Source organism: Microbacterium pumilum, assembly GCF_039530225.1.
Lineage (GTDB): Bacteria > Actinomycetota > Actinomycetes > Actinomycetales > Microbacteriaceae > Microbacterium > Microbacterium pumilum.
Genome location: NZ_BAAAOH010000001.1, coordinates 2,864,025 through 2,884,112 on the forward strand (window position 1 = coordinate 2,864,025; position 20,088 = coordinate 2,884,112).

At 68.5% G+C, this 20,088-nt stretch carries 20 protein-coding genes; 4 read left to right on the plus strand and 16 right to left on the minus strand.

Annotated elements, in window-relative coordinates; translation table 11 throughout:
* Positions 1-34: 34 nt before the first annotated feature.
* From dnaG to dusB, 3 genes are read right to left on the minus strand one after another with little or no spacing between them, the layout of a single operon-like run.
* Complete coding sequence (gene dnaG / locus ABD188_RS12800; protein ID WP_344062815.1) at positions 35-1,873, minus strand: DNA primase; 1,839 nt, start codon at positions 1,871-1,873, stop codon at positions 35-37.
* Positions 1,873-3,222: a deoxyguanosinetriphosphate triphosphohydrolase gene (locus tag ABD188_RS12805; protein ID WP_344067092.1), complete on the minus strand. Its 1,350-nt coding sequence runs from the start codon at positions 3,220-3,222 to the stop codon at positions 1,873-1,875. Before ABD188_RS12805 ends, dnaG begins: the two co-directional genes overlap by 1 nt.
* Before the next feature lie 19 nt (positions 3,223-3,241).
* Entirely contained in the window at positions 3,242-4,408 is a 1,167-nt protein-coding gene (dusB, locus tag ABD188_RS12810; protein WP_344062818.1) for a tRNA dihydrouridine synthase DusB, read from the minus strand.
* 90 nt (positions 4,409-4,498) lie between these two features.
* Between dusB and ABD188_RS12815 the strand changes: the two genes are divergently transcribed.
* A complete protein-coding gene (locus ABD188_RS12815; RefSeq protein WP_344062821.1) occupies positions 4,499-5,002 on the plus strand; it encodes a glutathione peroxidase in 504 nt (167 codons plus the stop codon).
* Between the two features lie 18 nt (positions 5,003-5,020).
* On the opposite strand, the gene ABD188_RS12820 is transcribed toward ABD188_RS12815, so the two are convergent.
* From ABD188_RS12820 to recO, 3 genes are all read right to left on the minus strand, one after another.
* Positions 5,021-5,695, minus strand: a complete 675-nt coding sequence (locus ABD188_RS12820) for a DsbA family oxidoreductase (protein ID WP_344062823.1) — start codon at positions 5,693-5,695, stop codon at positions 5,021-5,023.
* 99 nt (positions 5,696-5,794) lie between these two features.
* On the minus strand, positions 5,795-6,607 hold the full coding sequence (locus tag ABD188_RS12825; RefSeq protein ID WP_344062825.1) for an isoprenyl transferase: 813 nt from the start codon (positions 6,605-6,607) through the stop codon (positions 5,795-5,797).
* Entirely contained in the window at positions 6,604-7,347 is a 744-nt protein-coding gene (gene recO / locus ABD188_RS12830) for a DNA repair protein RecO (RefSeq protein WP_344062827.1), read from the minus strand. The genes ABD188_RS12825 and recO overlap by 4 nt, the downstream gene beginning before the upstream one ends.
* 103 nt (positions 7,348-7,450) lie before the next feature.
* Between recO and ABD188_RS12835 the strand changes: the two genes are divergently transcribed.
* On the plus strand, positions 7,451-8,137 hold the full coding sequence (locus ABD188_RS12835) for a trimeric intracellular cation channel family protein (protein ID WP_344062830.1): 687 nt from the start codon (positions 7,451-7,453) through the stop codon (positions 8,135-8,137).
* 3 nt (positions 8,138-8,140) lie between these two features.
* Here ABD188_RS12835 and gad read toward each other — a convergent pair whose 3' ends face one another.
* The gene (gad, locus tag ABD188_RS12840) at positions 8,141-9,565 is read right to left on the minus strand and encodes a glutamate decarboxylase (RefSeq protein ID WP_344062832.1); all 1,425 of its coding nucleotides are present in this window, start codon (positions 9,563-9,565) and stop codon (positions 8,141-8,143) included.
* Between the two features lie 87 nt (positions 9,566-9,652).
* Here gad and ABD188_RS12845 point away from each other — a divergent pair, with 87 nt between their 5' ends.
* Positions 9,653-10,312 carry a hypothetical protein gene (locus tag ABD188_RS12845; protein WP_344062835.1) on the plus strand — a complete coding sequence of 220 codons (660 nt, stop codon included), beginning with the start codon at positions 9,653-9,655 and terminating at the stop codon, positions 10,310-10,312.
* Here ABD188_RS12845 and leuA read toward each other — a convergent pair.
* On the minus strand, positions 10,309-12,069 hold the full coding sequence (gene leuA / locus ABD188_RS12850) for a 2-isopropylmalate synthase (protein WP_344062838.1): 1,761 nt from the start codon (positions 12,067-12,069) through the stop codon (positions 10,309-10,311). The two genes, ABD188_RS12845 and leuA, sit on opposite strands and share 4 nt — an antisense overlap.
* Positions 12,070-12,263: 194 nt before the next feature.
* On the opposite strand from leuA, the gene ABD188_RS12855 reads away from it, so the two are divergent.
* Positions 12,264-12,905 (plus strand): hypothetical protein, encoded by a 642-nt coding sequence (locus ABD188_RS12855; RefSeq protein WP_344062841.1) that lies wholly within the window; start codon positions 12,264-12,266, stop codon positions 12,903-12,905.
* Positions 12,906-13,018: 113 nt separating this feature from the next.
* Here the strand turns inward: ABD188_RS12855 and ABD188_RS12860 are convergent, their stop codons facing one another.
* Genes ABD188_RS12860 through dnaJ form a run of 8 tightly spaced genes read right to left on the minus strand, consistent with a single transcriptional unit; the run spans position 13,019 to position 20,082 of the window.
* Positions 13,019-13,948: a quinone oxidoreductase family protein gene (locus ABD188_RS12860; RefSeq protein ID WP_344062844.1), complete on the minus strand. Its 930-nt coding sequence runs from the start codon at positions 13,946-13,948 to the stop codon at positions 13,019-13,021.
* A 1-nt stretch (position 13,949) separates the two neighbouring features.
* Positions 13,950-14,933: a GTPase Era gene (gene era, locus ABD188_RS12865; protein WP_344062847.1), complete on the minus strand. Its 984-nt coding sequence runs from the start codon at positions 14,931-14,933 to the stop codon at positions 13,950-13,952.
* Positions 14,930-16,291, minus strand: coding sequence for a hemolysin family protein (locus tag ABD188_RS12870; RefSeq protein WP_344062850.1), 1,362 nt, complete (start codon positions 16,289-16,291; stop codon positions 14,930-14,932). The genes era and ABD188_RS12870 overlap by 4 nt, the downstream gene beginning before the upstream one ends.
* Complete coding sequence (ybeY, locus tag ABD188_RS12875) at positions 16,288-16,758, minus strand: rRNA maturation RNase YbeY (protein WP_344062853.1); 471 nt, start codon at positions 16,756-16,758, stop codon at positions 16,288-16,290. The genes ABD188_RS12870 and ybeY overlap by 4 nt, the downstream gene beginning before the upstream one ends.
* Entirely contained in the window at positions 16,755-17,870 is a 1,116-nt protein-coding gene (locus ABD188_RS12880; RefSeq protein ID WP_425561374.1) for a PhoH family protein, read from the minus strand. Before ABD188_RS12880 ends, ybeY begins: the two co-directional genes overlap by 4 nt.
* Positions 17,827-18,174, minus strand: a complete 348-nt coding sequence (locus ABD188_RS12885; RefSeq protein WP_344062855.1) for an HIT domain-containing protein — start codon at positions 18,172-18,174, stop codon at positions 17,827-17,829. Before ABD188_RS12885 ends, ABD188_RS12880 begins: the two co-directional genes overlap by 44 nt.
* 52 nt (positions 18,175-18,226) lie before the next feature.
* A complete protein-coding gene (locus ABD188_RS12890; protein WP_344062859.1) occupies positions 18,227-18,958 on the minus strand; it encodes a 16S rRNA (uracil(1498)-N(3))-methyltransferase in 732 nt (243 codons plus the stop codon).
* Positions 18,959-18,963: 5 nt separating this feature from the next.
* Positions 18,964-20,082 carry a molecular chaperone DnaJ gene (gene dnaJ / locus ABD188_RS12895; RefSeq protein WP_344062862.1) on the minus strand — a complete coding sequence of 373 codons (1,119 nt, stop codon included), beginning with the start codon at positions 20,080-20,082 and terminating at the stop codon, positions 18,964-18,966.
* Between the last annotated feature and the right edge of the window lie 6 nt (positions 20,083-20,088).

Consider the following 20,088-nt stretch of genomic DNA (forward strand, 5'->3'; position numbering starts at 1 on the left):
CGCGGGCGCCAGAAGCCAGCCGGACGCTCGGATGTCATGCGTCAGCGGCGAGACTCTGGCGTTCGACGTCGAGTTCGCGCAGGCGCAGACGGATGACGCGACCCTCCGTCGAGCCGGCGGCGACCCGCTGGATCGCGCCCAGCAGCTCAGCCTTCTCTCGGTCGAGCGTGCGGGCGACCAGTCGCCGTGCCAGGTCCGCCGTCGATGCCACGGCTGCCTCGTCGGTGAGAGCCGGGAAGTCGGTGGTCAGCAGTTCGGCCGCGAGAGAGCGGTAGGGCTCGCGCACCGAACCCACGGCATCCGCAGCCCAACCGGGCCGAGAGATATCGGGAGCCGAGTTCACCGCCTCGCGCACGGCATCGAGTGCCGGATGCCGGAACGGCAGACTCACGGCACGCCGGAGCAGGGCGTCGTCGATACGATGACCGAACTGGAGGAATCCCATCAGCGCATCGCGCTCGAGCGCGACATCCGCCGCCTTCGGCAGTGACGCGATCGTCACCCGGGTCGGGCCCTCGTCGTCTGTCGAGACCGGCGTCGCCTCGCGGGTCGGGCCGCCGCGGCCGGCCCGCTCCACTTCGCGCCGCACGTCCTCGGTGTCGAGGCCGAGCCGCCGGGCGAGCACCCGAACGTATTCGGGCTGGAGGAGCGGGTCGCGCAGCTCCGCGACGACGGGCGCCGCGGCTCGCAGGGCGCCCACGCGTCCTTCGACGCTGGCGAAGTCGTAGCCCGAGATCCGCTGGTCGATCACGAACTCCACCATCGGCACCTTGAGCTCCATCAGGGCGCGAACGGCGCCGTCGCCGCGCTGCAGTCTCAGGTCGCACGGATCGAGACCCTCGGGACCGGTGGCGACATACGTCTGGGCATTGAAGCGCTTGGCGTCCGCGAAGGCCCGGAGCGCCGCCTTCTGGCCCGCGGCATCCGGATCGAACGTGAACACCACCTCACCGGCGGTCGAGTCGTCGCCCATGACACGGCGCAGCACCGTGATGTGATCGGATCCGAATGCCGTGCCGCATGTGGCGATCGCCGTCGTGATCCCGGCGAGATGGCACGCCATCACGTCGGTGTAGCCCTCGACGACCACGACGCGGTGCTCGCGCGAGATGTCGCGTTTGGCGAGGTCGAGCCCGTAGAGCACCTGCGCCTTCTTGTAGATCGTGGTCTCGGGCGTGTTGAGGTACTTCGGGCCGTTGTCATCGTCGTACAGCCGCCGCGCGCCGAAGCCGATCACCTGGCCCGTGACATCGCGGATCGGCCAGATGACGCGGCCACGGAACCGGTCGTAGACCCCCCGCTGTCCCTGCGACACGAGCCCGGCCGCGGTGAGCTCGTCGTCGGAGAAGCCCGCAGAGCGCATCGCGGAGTGCATTCCGGACCAGCCCTTCGGTGCATAGCCCACGCCGAAGTGCGCCGCGGCGCCGGCGTCGAATCCACGCTCTCCGAGAAAGCTCCGGGCGGCGACAGCCTCGGATGTGGCGAGCTGCGACCGGAAGAACTCCGCCGCAGCGGCGTTGGCGGCGTACAGGCGCGTGCGACCGCTGTTGTCGGGAGTTGCTCCCCCGTCCTCGTAGTGCAGCGAGTATCCGATGCGCGCGGCCAGCCGCTCGACCGCCTCGGTGAACGAAAGATGGTCCATCTGGCGGAGGAACGAGTAGACATCGCCCGACTCGCCGCACCCGAAGCAGTGATAGAACCCCGCCTGCGGGCGCACGTTGAAGCTCGGGCTGCGCTCGTCGTGGAAGGGGCACAGACCCTTCATCGCGCCCACGCCGGCGCTCTTGAGGGCGACCCGTTCCCCGATGATGTCGGCGATGTCGGTGCGCGCCTTCACCTCGTCGACATCGGCCTGCCTGATGCGTCCGGCCATCAGAAGCCCTCGAGCGGTTCGGGGAGCGCGTGCAGGGCGGGCGGCACAGGGCGGATCCCCGGCATCCAGATCCCCAGCCCGGCGACATCGACCTCGCCGACGAGCCGTTGGTGCCAGGCGATCGCGAAGCGGTCGGTCAGGCTTGCCACCTGATCGACGACGACGCGCCGACGGGCGGCGTCCGTCCCGGCGACGGCGAAGTCCTCGCTGTGGATCGTGTCGAGGTTCTCGGGCATCTCCCACAGCGCCGACGCGAGCCGCTTGATCACGCGACGCTGCTCCCTGTAGATGCTCTTGCGCCCCTCGATGGAGACGACGAATGCGCCGATCGTCCCCTTGAGAACCGCCATCTCGGCCTCGATGACGTGCGGCACGACGACGTGCCCACGGTAGCGGGTGAGGACGGGGCCGGCATATGCCTCGCGCGTGGCCGCGGTCGCGGCACGCGCGAAACGGCCGATCAGGTCGGACGTCAGGTTCTTCAGGTGGCCGAGCGCCGCCCGTGAGCCGTCGAAGCTCTGGATCCATTCCGGAAGCCGCATGAGTCGGTACAGGGCATCGGCCAGCTCGTCTCGCGTGAAGTCGTAGCCGACCCACGCCTGAATCGCGCTCAGCAGCGCCTGGTGCTCGCGGACGTCTGAGAGCCGCTGCGGGTCGAGGTAGCGGTTCACGACCGCATCCTCGAAGTCGTGAACGGAGTAGGCGATGTCGTCGGCGAGGTCCATGACCTCGGCCTCGATGCATCGGACGCGCCCAGGTGCGCCCTCGCGCATCCAGCGGAAGACCTCTTCGTCCTCGGGGTATACGCCGAACTTGTTGCGTCCGCTCGCATCGGGAACCGGATGCTCTGCCGTCCACGGATACTTGCACGTCGCGTCGAGGCTGGCACGGGTGAGGTTCAGCCCGAAGGCGCGGCCCGAGGCATCGACCACCTTCGGTTCGAGCCGCGTCACGATCCGAAGGGTCTGCGCGTTGCCCTCGAACCCACCGATGTCTTCGGCCCAGTCGTTCAGTGCTCGCTCGCCATTGTGCCCGAACGGCGGGTGGCCGAGGTCATGACTCAGACACGCGGTGTCGACGACGTCAGGCGCGAGGCGCAGCTCGGTCGCGAGCTCGCGACCGACCTGGGCGACCTCGAGGGAGTGGGTCAGGCGATTGCGCGCGAAGTCCGCGGGGCTCGCGGGACTCAGCACCTGGGTCTTGGCGGCGAGCCGCCGCAGCGCAGCCGAATGCAGGACTCGCGCGCGGTCGCGGGCGAAGTGATCGCGCTGCGAGCGGTGGTGTTCCCGATGGAAGCGCTCGACATCCTCGTCGTCATAGCCTGCGGGTCGCTCCGCCGCGAATCCCATCGCCACGGAGGCGTCGCCGTCAGCCGCCACTGTGGTCGAGCTCCGCTTCGGCAAGGGCACAGGATGCCTCGACCCCGAGCTCACGGGAGTCGAGCCAGCCGTCGGGCAGTGCGGGTCGCTTCGGAGTGCCCGCGCGTCCGCGCTGTCCCTCGGCGGCCGCACCGGGGTAGGGCGCGTCGAGCTCGAGGGTCGCGAGCAGCTCGTCGATCTCGGCGAGGCTCGACGCCGTCGCCAGCCTCGCGCGCGTGTCGCCGCCCACCGGATAGCCCTTGAAGTACCAGGCGACGTGCTTGCGGATATCGCGGCAGCCGCGATCCTCGTCCTCGAAGAACTCGACCAGCAGCTCCGCATGGCGGCGGAAGGCATCCGCGACGAAGCCCAGGGTGGCGTCCACCTCACCCGCCCCTGAGTCCGTCGAGGGCCCCAAAGCTCGCGCCAGGTCACCGAACAGCCAGGGTCGGCCGAGGCAGCCACGACCGACCACCACGCCGTCGCACCCGGTCTCGTCCATCATGCGCACGGCATCTTCTGCAGACCATATGTCGCCGTTGCCGAGTACCGGAACGCTCGTCACGGCCTCTTTGAGCTTCGCGATCGCCGACCAGTCCGCCTGGCCGGAGTAGAACTCGGCAGCTGTCCGGGCGTGCAGCGCGACGGCCGCGACTCCGGCGTCCTCGGCGATCCGACCGGCATCGAGGTAGGTGAGATGGTCGGAGTCGATGCCCTTCCGCATCTTCACTGTGAGCGGGATGTCGCCGGCGGCGCGGGCGGCTCGGGTGACGATGTCTCGGAAGAGCTCGAGCTTCCACGGGAGCGCGGCGCCGCCGCCTTTGCGTGTCACCTTGGGCACCGGGCATCCGAAGTTCAGATCGATGTGGTCGGCCCGGTCCTCTTCGACGAGCACCCGGACGGCGCCTTCGACAGTCGCCGGGTCGACGCCGTACAGCTGGATCGATCGCGGCGTCTCGGACTCGTGGTGGGTGATGAGCCGCATGGTGGTCGCATTGCGCTCCACCAGCGCGCGTGACGTGATCATCTCGCTGACGTACAGTCCGGCGCCGTATTCGCGGCACAGTCGGCGGAAGGCGGTGTTCGTGATGCCCGCCATCGGCGCGAGCACGACGGGGGCGTCGAGCGCGATCGGACCGATGCGAAGGGTCCGCTCGGGGGCAAGGGCGATGGTCACCCTCCTATTCTCCCAGACATGCGCTGTGCGGGCGGTGCGAGACCCACCGCCGCGCGGCTCCTCCCGAAGCGGGTGCATTAGCCTGCATATATGACAGCGGCCACGCTCACAGACCTTCGCCGGATCCCGTTCCATACGGCCGATGGCGCGACCGCGACGCTGTCGGACTACGCCGATGACGTGGTGCTGATCGTCAACGTCGCTTCGAAGTGCGGCCTCACTCCCCAGTACGAGCAGCTCGAGAAGCTGCAGCGCGCGTACGCCGACCGTGGCTTCACGGTGCTCGGATTCCCGTGCAATCAGTTCATGGGTCAAGAGCCGGGATCGATGGACGAGATCCTCGAGTACTGCTCGGTGACGTGGGGCGTCAGCTTTCCGATCCTCGACAAGGTGAAAGTTAACGGCGGCAAGGCTGCGCCGATCTACAAGGCTCTCAAGAAGGCGCGGGACGCCGAGGGGAACAAGGGTCCGGTCGTGTGGAACTTCGAGAAGTTCGTGCTGACGCCACAGGGCGATGTGCACCGCTTCCGCCCGCAGGTGAAGCCCGACGACCCGGCCATCGTCGAGGTCATCGAGCAGCACCTCCCGCGCTGACCTCTGCCGGGCGGCGAACTAGGCCTCGACGGACTCGCGGTGCTCGGCCCACACCTGACGGACGATCTGCGTGAACGCCTCGGCGGGCTGCGCCCCTGACACGCCGTACTTGCCGTCGATCACGAAGAACGGGACGCCGTTGATTCCGTAGGCCTCGGCCTGCGCCTGGTCGGTCCGGACGGCGGGCAGGAATCGTCCGCTCTGCAGCGCCTCGCGGGCATCCGCGGCGTTCAGCCCCACGTCCGTCGCGAGGGAGACGAGCTCGTCATCGCGACCGAGGTGGCGGCCCTCGGTGAAGTAGGCCGACATCAGGCGCTCGGCGAGGTCGAGCTGGCGGCCCTGCTCCTTGGCGAAGTGGAGCAGCTCGTGCGCCTTGACGGTGTTCGTGTGCTTGAGCAGATCGAAGCGGTACTCCAGGCCCGCCGCGGCCGCGACACCGGTGACGCGCTCGAGCATCTGCCGCGCCTGATCGGCCGAGATCCCCTTGTGCTGGGCGAGGTATGCCGACTCGTCGCCCTCGAAGTCGGTCGGGGTGTCGGGCGAGAGCTCGAACGAGTGGTACGTCACCTCCACCCGAGGAGCGTTGTCATCCGTCGACGCTTCAGCCAATCCCTTCTCGAGATTGCGCTTGCCGATGTAGCACCAGGGGCAGGCGATGTCACTCCACACGTCGATCTTGATGGCATCCGTCATGCCAGGCACAACCGCGTGCGGCCCTCCGGCTATTCCGTCACCGGGCGGGAGCCCTCCGACGCTCGCAGGATTCGCTCGGGGACCCATTGCCGGAGGGAGTCAGAGCGCAGGCGGCTCGGGGATGTCGACCGCGCCCCCGAAACGGCGATCGCGGTCGAGGTACAGCTCGATCGCGCGCCAGAGGTCGGTCCGCGAGAAATCCGGCCACAGCGTGTCGAGGAAGACGAACTCGGCGTACGCAGACTCCCACAGCAGGAAGTTGGAGGTGCGCTGCTCGCCGCTCGAGCGGATGAACAGGTCGACGTCGGGCATGTCGGGCTGATAGAGCCGCTTCTGGATGAGCTTCTCGGTCACCGCAGAGGGCTTGATCCGCCCCGCGGCGATGTCGTCGCCGATCGCCCGCACCGCGTCGACGAGCTCGACCCGACCGCCGTAGTTCACGCACATCGTGAGGGTCAGCACATCGTTGCCGGCGGTCAGACGCTCGGCGAACTGCAGCTCCTTGATGACGCTGGACCACAGGCGCGGGCGTCTTCCCGACCACCGGACGCGGACGCCCCACTCGTTCAGCTGATCGCGGCGGCGATGAAGCACGTCACGGTTGAACCCCATCAGGAATCGCACCTCGTCAGGCGAGCGAGACCAGTTCTCCGTCGAGAAGGCATACACCGAGAGGTGCTTGACGCCGGCCTGGATCGCGCCCGCGACGACATCCAGCAGTGCCGACTCCCCCGCCTTGTGACCCTCGATCCGGGTCAGGCCCTGGCGGTTTGCCCATCGCCCGTTGCCGTCCATCACGATCGCGACGTGCTTCGGCACCGCACCCTTCGGGAAAGCCGGCGGGTACAGCCCCGTCCAGTCCACGGCGCGGTACGCGACGGCATCCCGGTGCGTGAACGGCTTCGGGGTCATCCGTGCGTTCCCGGAGCGCTGAAGGAGACGTGCTCGAGCGAGCGGATGCCGCGCTCGAGGTGCCACTGCGCGTACGCCGCGACGAGCCCCGACGCCGCGCCGGACGATCCGGCGGATGCGGCATCCACGTCCGCCCAGTCGCCCGAGAGCAGGGACTGCAGCAGCCTCGCGGTCGACGGATCGACTCGGGCGGATCCGGCGGGCGCGCAATCGCGGCACACCATCCCGCCGAGCTGCGCGACGAACGAGTCGTGCGGTCCGGGTGCACCGCAGCGGGCGCATTCGGTCAGGCCGGGCGCCCATCCCGAGAGCGACATCGCGCGCAGCAGGTAGGAGTCGAGGATGCTGCGCGATGCGTGATCGCCGGCGGCGAGGGCTCGCAGCCCGCCGACCAGCAGCAGGTACTGCTCGACTGTCGCCTCGGCCTCATTCAGCCGGTCCGCCGCCTCCACCATGGCGTGCGCCGAGGTGTAGCGGTCGTAGTGCACCGCGATGTCGGCGCCATACGAGCCCAGCGACTCGGCCTGCTGGACGATGTCGAGCGATCGGCCCTGGTACAGCAGCACGTCGGCCACCATGAACGGCTCGAGCCGCGCGCCGAACCGCGACGACGTGCGACGAACGCCCTTGGCCACCGCCCGGACCTTGCCGTGACGGCGGCTCAGCATCGTCACGATCCGATCCGCCTCGCCCAGCTTGTGGGTGCGGAGGACCACGACCTCGTCGCGGTAGGTGGGCACCACTCAATTATGGCCGCCGCCTCCCCCGCCGGCTCGGCGGCGCGCACGCAGGTCGACGGCGGTGCGCACCGGTGTCGCGCAGTCGGACGCCCACAATGGAGGCGTGGATGAGAAGCTCTTCGTTATCCCGCTGTGGGCGGACCTCATCGCGGTCGGCCTCGGCGGTGTGCAGGGAGCCCTGTTCGCATCCGGATTCCGTGGTCAGCGCCGACTCGACCTGCTCGGAGTCACGATCATCGGAATCGTCATGGGCATGGGCGGCGGCCTCATCCGCGATCTGCTGCTGAATGTGACCCCTGTCACCCTGCAGAGCAACTGGTACCTGATCACCGCGACCGGAGCCGCATTGGTCGGGATGCTGCTCGCCGGCCTCTTCCGACGTCTCAATGCCGTGATCGTCGGCCTCGACGCCCTCGTGATAGGACTCTTCGGCGCGTTCGGCACCAGCAAGGCCCTGGTGCTCGGACTGCCACTCATCCCCGCGGTGTTCGTGGGGGTCTGTTCCGCTGTGGGCGGCGGCATCCTGCGCGACGTGATCATGGGACTTCCGGTCGCCATCATGCATGTCGGCTCGCTCTACGCCGTCGCCGCCGGTGTCGGGTGCCTGGTCGTCGCGACGATGGACGCGTTCGGCGCCGATCTGGTCGTCGCCGCCTCCGTCGGCGTCGCCGTCACCACCGCCATCCGGCTGCTCGCCGTGATGTTCGACATCTCGCTGCCAGAGCAGCGCGCACTCCATCTGCGCAAGGTCGCGGTCGAGACCTCTGCGATCCCGATCGTCAAGCAGTGACGGTCAGTGAGTGAAGGTCGAGATCAGTCCCTCGGTCGGCATCGGTGACTCGAGTGCGTCGAGGTAGGCGACCGCTTCCTGGATGTCGACCACGAGGCTCTCCGCGAGGTTGCGGCTCAGTCCGTTCCGCACCACGATCCGCTGGACGACGACATCGGTGAGGTCATCGGGCATCGGGTAGGCGGGGATCAGCCAGCCCTTGAGGCGAAGGCGCTCGGACAAGTGATACAGGTTCCACTTGTCGGTGTAGTCCTTCGTCAGCCGCCACGCGAAGACCGGGATGTCCGTGCCGTCGTTCCACAGGTCGAACGCCGGCATCTTGGCGATCTCGCCGGCGAGATAGACGGCGACATCCTGGGATGCCTTCTGCACCTTGTAGTATCCGTCCCACCCCAGGCGCAGGAACAGGTAGTACTGCAGGAGCACCTGGGCGCCCGGTCGTGAGAAGTTCAGGGCGAAGCTCGGCATGTGGCCGCCGAGATAGGTGACATCGAACACGAGCTCCGCGGGGAGATCGTCGACCGTCCGCCACACCACCCAGCCGAGGCCCGGGTAGACGAGGCCGTACTTGTGCGCCGAGGTGCTGATCGACGCGACCCGCTCCACACGGAAGTCCCACTCGAGCTCGGGCTGCAGGAACGGTGCGATCATGCCGCCGGATGCGCCATCGACGTGAATCGGGATGTCGAGTCCGGTGTCGGCCTGGATCTTGTCGAGCGCCTTCGCGATCTCGGCGACGGGCTCGTAGACACCCGTGTACGTCACGCCCATGATGGCGACGACGCCGATGGTGTTCTCATCGACGTACTTTTCGAGGTCGTGACCGTCGAGGCACTTGTGCTCGTCCGTGATCGGGACGTAGCGCGGTTCGACGTCCCAGTAGTTGCAGAACTTCTCCCAGCACACCTGCACGGCGCTCGAGAGGATGAGGTTCGGCTTCTCGGTCGACGTGCCGGCCGCGCGTCGCGCGAGCTGCCAGCGGCGCTTGAGGGCAAGACCGCCCAGCATGCAGGCTTCCGATGACCCGATCGTCGATGTGCCGATCGAGTTCTCGGTGTCGGGCGAATTCCACAGCGTCGCGATCATCTTCCAGCAGCGCGTCTCGATGGCCGCGGTCTGCGGGTACTCGTCCTTGTCGACCATGTTCTTGTCGGCGGTCTCGGAGTACAGCCGATCGGCGTGGGGATCCATCCACGTGCCGACGAAGGTGGCGAGGTTGAGCCTCGAGTTGCCGTCGAGCATCGCCTCGTCGTGGACGACCTGGTAGGCCGTCTCGGGGAGGGACTCGCTCGGCGGGAGCTGGTTGAGCGGGAAGTCGGTTGCCTCACCTGCCCGTGCGAAGAGGGGGTTGAGCTGGTTCTGATCGCCGATACCGGTGAAGGCGTGGGCGGGCTCTGCGCGGTGCGCGGGCTCATTCGTGATCGTCATGCCGCTCATGCTATTGGGACCGCATCGGGCTCTGCGTCATGCTCCGGGAGTGACGTTCCCACGCACCACCGGCTCTACGCTCGGATCATGACGCACGACACCGGACTGCGACTGCGGCGCGAAGCGTGGGGCTTCGCGATCGGATCCCTTTTCTTCATGGTCGGCGCAGTCCCTTGGTACGCGACTGCGGTCGGCCCGGTCCTCGATGCCGCCACGTTCTTCGTCGGTGCGCTGTTCTTCACCGCCGCCGCCGGCATCCAGCTCGCACTGAGCGGCCGCAAACCACCCCGACGCGACACCGACCGACCGAATGTCTTCGACTGGTGGGCAGCGGCAGTCCAGTTCGTGGGAACCCTCTTCTTCAACGTCAGCACCACGGAAGCCCTCATCGTTGCGATCCAGTCGCCCGGGGACAGCGGCGGATGGCGACCGGACGCCCTCGGGTCGATCGCATTCCTCGTGGCCAGTGCCTTCGCCGTCGTGGCGACGACCGAGCGCGACCGCCTCTGGGACCCGCTCGCGCGAACCTGGCAGTGCACGTGGCTGAACATGGCCGGCTCGGTGTTCTTCGGCATCTCCGCGATCGGGGCCTACGTCATCCCCGAAACCGGCAACCTGGTGAACGAGCTCTGGGCGAATGCCGGCACGTTCCTCGGCGGAGTCTGCTTCCTTGTCGCGGCGCTGCTCAGCAGACCTGCGCCGCAGCCCGCGACGACGACGGCGTCGCGGACCGCGGCCACGACTTAGGCGCTGGTCAGCACACCCTCGCGCTCGCGCGTGCGGATCGCCCGATTGACGCCCGACACGATCGCCTTGAGCGACGCGGTGGAGATGTCACCGTCGATGCCGACGCCCCACAGGCGCTCGCCATCGACCTGCAGCTCGACGTACGCGGCCGCCTGCGCGTCGCCGCCGGCGCTCAGGGCGTGCTCGACGTAGTCGTACAGGACGACGTCGAACCCCTGTGCGCGGACGACCTCGAGGAATGCGGCCACCGGGCCGTTGCCGTGACCGGATGCGTCGACCCGATCGTCGCCGTCGCGCAGCGTGACCTCGAGTGACACATCGCCCGACATGTCGCTCTGCGTACGGGTGGCGACGAGTTCGAATCGACCCCACCGCTCATCCGCGACGGTCGACGGCAGGTACTCGTCGGTGAAGATGGACCAGATCTGGTCGCTCGTCACCTCGCCGCCGTCGGCATCCGTCTTCGCCTGAACGACCCCCGAGAACTCGATCTGGAGCCTCCGCGGCAGGTCGAGAGCATGGTCGGTCTTGAGCAGATAGGCCACACCGCCCTTGCCGGACTGCGAGTTCACCCGGATGACGGCCTCGTACGAGCGACCGAGGTCCTTCGGGTCGATCGGCAGGTACGGCACGGCCCATTCGAGGTCGTCCAGCGTCACGCCGTCCGAGACGGCGCGGGCCTCCATGGCCTCGAAGCCCTTCTTGATGGCGTCCTGGTGCGACCCGCTGAACGCGGTGAAGACCAGGTCGCCCGCCCACGGGCTGCGCTCCGGCACCGGCAGCTGGTTGCAGTACTCGACGGTGCGCTTGACCTGGTCGATGTCGCTGAAATCGATCTGCGGGTCGATCCCCTGCGTCAGCAGGTTGATGCCCAGCGCGACGAGGTCGACGTTGCCGGTGCGCTCGCCGTTGCCGAACAGGCAACCCTCGATGCGGTCCGCACCCGCCATGTAGCCCAGCTCGGCTGCGGCGATCGCCGTGCCGCGGTCGTTGTGCGGGTGCAGCGAGAGGATCACGTTCTCGCGGTGCGCCAGGTTCCGGCTCATCCACTCGATCGAGTCCGCGTACACGTTCGGCGTCGCCATCTCGACGGTCGCTGGCAGGTTGATGATGACCTTGCGGTCGGGTGTCGGTTCGAACACCTCGAGCACCTGGTTGCAGACGTCGAGAGCGAACTCGAGCTCGGTGCCCGTGTAGCTCTCGGGCGAGTACTCGTAGTAGACCTTGGTCTCGGGGATGCGGTGCTCGAAGCTGCGGCACAGGCGCGCGCCGTCGACGGCGATGTCGATGATGCCCTGCTTGTCGGTGCGGAAGACGACGTCGCGCTGCAGCACGCTCGTCGAGTTGTAGAGGTGCACGATGGCCTGCTTCGCACCGGCGATCGATTCGTACGTGCGCTCGATGAGGTGCTCGCGCGCCTGGGTCAGCACCTGGATGGTCACGTCGTCGGGGATGAGGTCGTCTTCGATGAGCTGGCGGACGAAGTCGAAGTCCGTCTGGCTCGCCGAGGGGAAGCCGACCTCGATCTCCTTGTAGCCCAGGCTGACCAGCAGGTCGAACATGACGCGCTTGCGCTCGGGGCTCATCGGATCGATGAGCGCCTGGTTGCCGTCGCGCAGGTCGACCGCGCACCAGCGCGGCGGTGCGGTGATGCGGGCATCCGGCCAGGTGCGGTCCGGCAGATGGACGGTGAGCTGCTCGTGGTACGGGCGGTACCGGTGGACCGGCATGCTCGAGGGCTTCTGGTTGTTCTTCATGGGTCGCTTCTTCCTCGTCAAGTGAGCGGGCCGACAACAAGCTCCGCGACGAGGGGGGCCCTAGATCGAGGCCTCGTCGCGGCAGCTAAGGAGAAGCGAGCGTGCACGCATGCGCCCAGGCTACACCCGCCGCGCGGCCGGTGCGAACCTCCGAGATCCTGAGACGATCTGCCGAACGCTGACACTCTGGGGGTATGACAGGTCATCGTCGAAACCTTCTCGCGCTCGCGCTGGGCGCGGCATCCGTCATCGCGCTCTCGGGATGCGCGACTCCCTCTGCCGCGCCCGCGGCTTCCGACGCGCCTCCCGGGCAGTCGCTCGGTTCGCTGTGGCCGGCGCCGCCGGAGGGCGACGTGGTGGCGCAGGGCACGGTGATGGATGTCGACGGCACGGCCGAACTGTGCCTCGGCGCGGTCGCAGAGTCTTACCCGCCGCAGTGCTCCGGCATCCCCCTCACGAACTGGTCGTGGGACGGCGTCGACGGCTCCGAGACGTCGGGCGACGTGACGTGGGGCACGTACGCGGTGCAGGGCACATATGACGGCGAGCAGTTCGCCGTCACGCAGCCGCCCATCATGCTGGCGCTCTATGACCCCATGCCGGCCGCGGACCCCACCGGCGGAAAGGCAGGCGCGGGTGACGAGGACGAACTGCTGCAGATCCAGGAGTCGCTTCCCGACATCCTGGGCGATGCGTACCTGTCGTCGTACCCCGAGAACGGCTGGCTTTTCGTGGATGTCGTGTGGGATGACGGCACCTGGCAGGATGCCGCGGACGACGACTACGGCGACGATGTCGTGATCATCCGCTCCGCGATGCATCCGGTCGACGGGTAGCAGCCCCCCGCTTCGCGCCGCGGTTCCGAACCGTCGCGATGCGGCCCCAGGCGCTGACGAGCGCCGCTCGCGCGCCCCGCCATGGCTTCGGCGGGGCGCGCGGTGCTCTTCGTTCAGGGCAGGAGGGCGATCTTGCCGCCCGGATGCCCTTCTGCGAGGAACCGCAGTGCCGCGGGCGCATCGGCGAGCGGGAACGTGCGCGCGATCGGCACCTCGAGTGCACCGGCACCTGCGAGGTCGATGAGGTGCGCCCGGATCCCGTTGCGGTAGGCGGCGCTCGCCGGCATGGCCCCGCCGATCGCCAGGATCCCGTCCTGCGCCGCACGGCGCTGCGCCGCGATCGTCACGATCCTCGAGCGATCGGCCACGAGCTCGAGTGAGGCGTCGACCGCCTCGTCGGTGCCGACGGTGTCGAGAGCTGCGACGATCGGGCCGGCGGCGGCATCCCGCACGCGGTCGACGAGCCCCGGACCGTATGCCACTGGGATGCCGCCGTACCGCTTCACGCGCTCGAAGCTCGACGGGCTCGCGGTGCCGACGACACGCGCACCCAGCAGCCGCGCCTGCTGCAGCACGCTGACGCCCACGGCGCCGGACGCACCGTGTACCACGATGTTCTCGCCGGTGACCACGCCGGTCACATGAAGCATCTCGGACGCGGTCGCACCTGCCAGCAGCAGGTTCGCGGCCGCCTCGAAAGAGAGCGATTCCGGCTTGGCGAAGACCTTGTCGGCGGCGACGGTGAGCTCGGTGGCGTACCCGCCCTGCACGCGGAAGGCGATCACCTCGTCGCCGACCTCGACCGTGCCCGATCCGATCCGGGTGCCGGGCCCGATCCCCGTGACCACTCCCGACACCTCGTAGCCGATCGGAATCGGGAACGTCGCACCCGGCCGCGCGACGTGCTTGTAGTCGGCCGGATTGACTCCCGCCGCCCGCACCAGGATCGTGATTTCGCCCGTTTGCGGAGCGGGCACGTCGTACTCGGCGAACTCCCACGTGTCGGGACCGCCTGGGGCGGATGCTGTCCATCGCCTGGCCACGTCAGAAGCCCATTCGCCCGAGCTGCTTCGGGTCGCGCTGCCACTCCTTCGCCACACGAACGTGGAGCGATAAGTAGACCCGCGAGCCGATGAGCGGTTCGATGCCGGCACGCGCCCTCGCGCCGACGTCTCGCAGTCGGGATCCCTTGCGACCGATGATGATCGCCTTCTGGCTGTCTCGCTCCACCACGATGTCGGCGAAGACGTCGGTCAGGTCGGAGTCCTCTCGGGCTCGGATCTCCTGGACGACCACCGCGATCGAGTGCGGCAGCTCATCGCGGACGCCCTCCAGCGCAGCCTCGCGGATCATCTCGGCGATGCGGTCCTCGTCGGACTCGTCGGTCACCACGCCGTCGGGATACAGGGCGGGGCCGACCGGCAGGAGCGCCAGCAGCTCGTCCGTGAGCACATCGAGCCGATCTTCGGTGAGCGCCGAGAGGGGGATGACGGCAGCCCAGTCCTCGCGAAGACTGTCGACCTCCATCAGGCGGTCGGTGATCTGCTCGCGACTGGCGACATCCGTCTTGGTCACGATCGCCACCTTCTTGGCGCGACGGTACCCGTCGAGGGATTCGGCAATGCGTTTGTCGCCCGGTCCGACCTTCTCGATCGCCGGCACGCAGAAGCCGATCACGTCCACGTCGCCGAGAACCTGTTCGACGAGGTCGTTCAGCCGCTGGCCGAGCAGCGTCCGAGGCTTGTGCAGCCCGGGCGTGTCGACGATGACGAGCTGTCCGCCAGGACGGTTCAGGATGCCGCGGATGGCGCGTCGCGTGGTCTGCGGCTTGTCGCTCGTGATGGCGACCTTCTCGCCCACCAGAGCGTTCGTGAGCGTCGACTTGCCGACATTCGGCCGGCCGACGAATGTCACGAAACCGGATCGCCCTTCGACACGCTCAGCGAAGCCGTCGACCGGTTGGTCAGCTTGTCGAACCACGGGAGCCCCGAGGGACCCCTCCTCGGGCTCAGGGACCGTCGCGGTCATGATCGCTCCTTCTTCTTGGAGACGCGCACCTCGCCGCTTCGCGGCGTCAGGGTGCGGATCTCTTCGGTGCGCGGTGCTCGTCCCGAGGCGGGCTCGGCGTCCAGCGCCTCGCCTCGCTCCACGAAGACCGACGAGATCCCGCGACCGCGACCGCGTGAGGCGCCGCCGGTCATGATGAGGCCACCGTACTCCGCCGTCGCACCGGGCTGCGGGACGCGCCCGAGCACCTTGCCGAGCAGTCCGCCGATCGAGTCGACGTCCTCGTCCTCGAGTTCGATGCCGAACAGGTCGCCGACCTCATCGAGCCCGAGGCGCGCGCTCACCCGGAACCGACCGGGTTCGAGCTCGGTCACCTCGTCGGCCCGCGGGTCGTACTCGTCGGCGATCTCGCCGACCAGCTCCTCGATGAGGTCCTCGAGGGTCACGAGCCCAGACACGCCGCCGTACTCGTCGATCACGAGGCAGACGTGGACGGCGTCGCGCTTCATCTGCTGCAGGAGCGTCTCGGCCTTCATGGACTCAGGCACGAACACGGCCGGTCGTGTGATCCGGGTGATGGGTGCATCCCGCCAGCCGGACTCGTCGCGGAAGCCGAACTGCACGAGATCCTTGAGGTACAGCACGCCGACGACGTCGTCCGCGTCGTCATCGACGATCGGCACACGCGACACGCCCTTGTCGAGGAAGATCGCCATGGCTTCGCGCGTGGACGCCGACGCATCCACCGTGACCATGTCGGTGCGCGGCACCATCACCGCTCGCACGTACGTGTCGGTGAAGTCGAACACCGAGTGGATGAGCTCCCGATCGTCCTGCTCGATGAGCTCGTTCTCGGCGGCCTCGTCGATGATGCTGAGCAGCTGCTGCTCGGACGCGAACGACGACCCGCGGGATGCTCCCGGCGTGATCCTCATGCCGATCACCACGAGTCCGTGCGCGAGCGGACCGAGGATGATGCGCACGCCGCGGATGACGGGTGCCGACGCTCGGAGCAGGCCGGTGGCGTGAAGCCTTCCGACATTCCGGGGGCTCGCGCCCACCACGACGTACGAGACGCCGGTCATGAGCACGGCTGCCGCGAGCATCGCCCACCAGATGCTGTCGAACAGCAGCGTGAAGGCCACCGTGACGAGCACCGCCGCTGTGGTCTCCGCGAGCACGCGGATGAACACGACAGCGTTGGCGTGCGCGTCGGGATCGGCGGCGATGTTGCGCAGATAGGGAGCGTTGCGTCCCCCTGCGCCGAGTTCGGCGAGGTCGGCACGCGATGTGACGCCCAGCGCTGCGTCGATCGCGACCATGAGGAAACCGAAGGCGAGGAGCAGCGCCGCAGCGACGAGGAGGAGGGCCGCTGTCATGTGCGGCCGCGGCGACGTTCGGCGGCCTGGAAGCCCACGATGAGGTCCTTCTGGATCCCGAACATCTCGCGCTCCTCCTCGGGCTCGGCGTGATCGAAGCCGAGGAGGTGGAGCAGGCCGTGCGTCGTCAGCATCACGAGTTCGTCCATCGTGGAGTGCTTCGCCGCGACGGCCTGGGTCTCGGCGACCTGCGGGCACAGCACGATGTCGCCCAGCAGTCCGGCGGGGGTCGGCATGTCCTCGGTGCCGGGGCGGAGCTCATCCATCGGGAAGCTCAGCACGTCCGTCGGGCCCGGCTCGTCCATCCACTGGACGTGGAGCGCCTCCATCGCGCCCTCATCGACGAGCATGATGGCGACATCCGCATCGGGACTCACGTGCAGTTCGGCCAGATCGTGCTCCATGAGTCGCAGCAGCACGGTCTCATCGACCGGAATGCCGGATTCGTTGTTGATCTCGATGGTCATGAGCGGCCTCGCTTGGGCAGATGGTCCCGCGGCCCGGCGGGGCGCACCCCGGAGCGGCGATCGGCGCGATTCGCGAACTCGGATGCCTCATCCCGCTCGCGACGCCCGGCGAGACGTCGCTCGTCGTACTCGGTGTACGCATCCACGATCCGGCCGACCAGGCTGTGCCGCACGACGTCGTCGCTCGTCAGGTAGGCGAAATGGATGTCGTCGATCTCGTTGAGCACTCGGGTCACCAGCCGAAGCCCCGAGGCGCCCAGCGGCAGGTCGATCTGCGTGATGTCGCCGGTGACCACCATCCGAGTGCCGAAGCCCAGACGCGTGAGGAACATCTTCATCTGCTCGGGCGTCGTGTTCTGCGCCTCATCCAGCACGACGAACGAGTCGTTCAGCGTGCGTCCGCGCATATAGGCCAGCGGGGCGACCTCGATCGTGCCGCTCGCCATGAGCTTCGGCACGATCTCGGGGTCCATCATCTCGTTGAGCGCGTCGTAGAGCGGCCGCAGGTAGGGGTCGATCTTGTCGTTCAGCGTTCCGGGGAGGAATCCGAGCCGCTCCCCTGCTTCGACCGCGGGCCGCGTGAGGATGATCCGGCTGACGTCCTTGCGCTGCAGCGCCTGCACCGCCTTGGCCATCGCCAGGTAGGTCTTGCCCGTGCCGGCGGGCCCAATGCCGAACACGATCGTGTTCTCTTCGATCGCGTCGACGTAGGCCTTCTGCCCGAGGGTCTTGGGGCGGATGATGCGCCCGCGCGTCGAGAGGATCGCCTCGCCCAGCACCTCGGAGGGTCGCTGGCCGCCGTCGACACGCAGGATCTTGTTGGACGACGAGACGTCGGCGGGCGCGAGGTCGTGGCCGGCCTTGGTCATCGCGAGCAGCTCGTCCACCAGCGCGCGCGCGGCTGCGACGGCCTCGGCCGAGCCGGTGAGGGTGATCTCGTTGCCGCGCACGAGCACGTCGACGGTCGGATGCTCTCGCTCGACCACTCGCAGCAGTCTGTCCTGCGGGCCGAGAAGCTGGACCATGGCGACGCCGTCCGCGTAGACGCGGTCGACCGTGGGTGAATCGTCAGGCACCGAGACTCTTCTCTTCGAGCCCACCGGCCAGGACATGGGCGTGAACATGGAACACCGTCTGCCCCGCCCTCTCGCCGGTGTTGAAGATGAGACGGAAGTCACCGTCGGAATGCTCGGAGGCGGCGCTGTTCGCCAGTCCGACGAGCTCGACGAGAAGATCGGGGTCGCCGGCGGCCAGCTCGACGACGTTGCGGTAGTCCTCGGTCTTCGGGATCACGAGGAGATGCACCGGGGCCTTGGGTGCGATGTCGCGGATGACGAACGCGTTCTCGGTCTCGGCGATGATCTCGGAGGGGATCTCTCCCTTCAGGATTCTCGTGAAGATCGACGGTTCGCTCATGCTTCAAGTCTAGCGACGGCCTCCGCGGCCGGTCCGCGGCCGCCGACGCCGGCTACCAGCGCCCGAGCTCGGCGCTCACGATCGCGAGGGCGGCCGGTCCGGCGGTCGATGTGCGAAGCACGGTGTCGCCGAGTCGTACCGTCGTCGCTCCGGCCGACGTCAGCGCGTCGAGCTCCTCGGGTGCGATGCCGCCCTCCGGTCCGACGACGAGGACGATGTCGTCATCCGTCGTGAACGACAGCGCGGTGAGGGCGGTCTCGGCGGTCGGCTCCAAGACCAGCACACGGGCGGCCGCGGCACGGTGCGAAAGGTCGGCGGTGGTCTGCAGCGCGGCGACCTCGGGGAGCCAGGCGCGGTGCGCCTGCTTGGCGGCCTCGCGGACGATCGCCGCCCAACGTGCGCGACCCTTGGCCGCCTTGGCCTCATCCCATCGCGACACGCTCCGCGCCGCCTGCCACGGCACGATCTCGTCGACGCCGAGCTCGGTCGCCGTCTGCACCGCGAGTTCGTCCCGGTCGCCCTTGGCGAGGGCCTGCACCAGCACGATTCGCGGTCTGGGCCGCGGCACGTCGGAGCGGGCGAGGATCCGCACCACGACCTCGCGAGGCGCCACCGACTGGCACTCCCCCGTCAGCCACGCTCCGCGACCGTCGCCGATCGTGACGTCCTCGCCGACTCGCACCCGCCGTACCGTGGCCGCGTGATGCGCCTCTGCGCCGGTGAGCGTCACGACGTCCCCGGCACCCGCAGCTGTGGGCTCGTCGAGGACGAAGTGGAGCGGCATCCGGCTCAGCCGTTCCGGAAGCGATCGCGGAGCTTCGCGAACAGTCCCTGGTGGAACTCGGCAAGCCGCGGCCCCGGAGCCTTCGTGCGCCGGGCGAACTCCTCGATGAGCGCGCGCTCCCTGGCGTCGAGGCGCGTGGGCGTGACGACGTGCACGCCGACCCGCAGATCGCCGCGCTGCGAGCCGCGTAGCGGGGTGATGCCGCGGCCCTTGATGGTCAGGATGTCGCCGGCCTGCACGCCGGGCCTGAGCTCGAGTTCGACGGAGCCGTCGAGTGACTCGATCGTCGTCGTGGTGCCGAGGATGGCATCGGGCATCGAGACCTCGAGCGTGGCGAGCAGATCGTCGCCGTCACGGCTGAAGGTCTCGTGCGGAGACACCGTGACCTCGATGTACAGGTCGCCGTTGGGGCCGCCGGCAGGACCGACCTCGCCCGAGCCGGGCAGCTGAAGCCGCAGACCGGTCTCGACGCCGGCGGGGATGTCGAGCGACACCGTTCGGCGGGCGCGTACACGGCCTTGTCCCTGGCAGGTCGCGCAAGGGTACGGGATCGTCGTGCCGTAGCCCTGGCAGACGTTGCAGGGCTGCGTGGTCACCACGTTGCCGAGGAGGCTGCGCACCTGCCGCTGCACGTTTCCGCTGCCATGGCAGATGTCGCACGTCACGGGCGAGGTGCCCGGCTGGCAGCAGGAGCCCTTGCATGTCTCGCAGACCACCGCGGTGTCGACCTCGATCTCTCGGTGGACGCCGAACACGACATCCCCGAGCTCGAGGGTGACGCGCACCAGTGCGTCCTGTCCGCGCTCGCGCCGTGAGCGCGGGCGACCCGCCCGGCCGCCTCCGGCCGCGCCGAAGAACGTCTCGAAGATGTCGCTGAAGCCGCCGAACCCGCCGGCACCTCCGGCGCCGCCGAACGGCTGGTCACCGCCCATGTCGTAGCGGGCGCGCTGGTCAGGGTCGCTGAGCACGTCATAGGCGTGAGTCACGAGCTTGAACCGTTCGGACGCCTCCGCACCGGGGTTCACGTCGGGGTGCAGCTGCCGCGCCAGGCGTCGGTACGCCTTCTTGATCTCGTCGGTGCTCGCATCGCGCGCGACGCCGAGCACCTCGTAATGGTCAGCCACAATCGC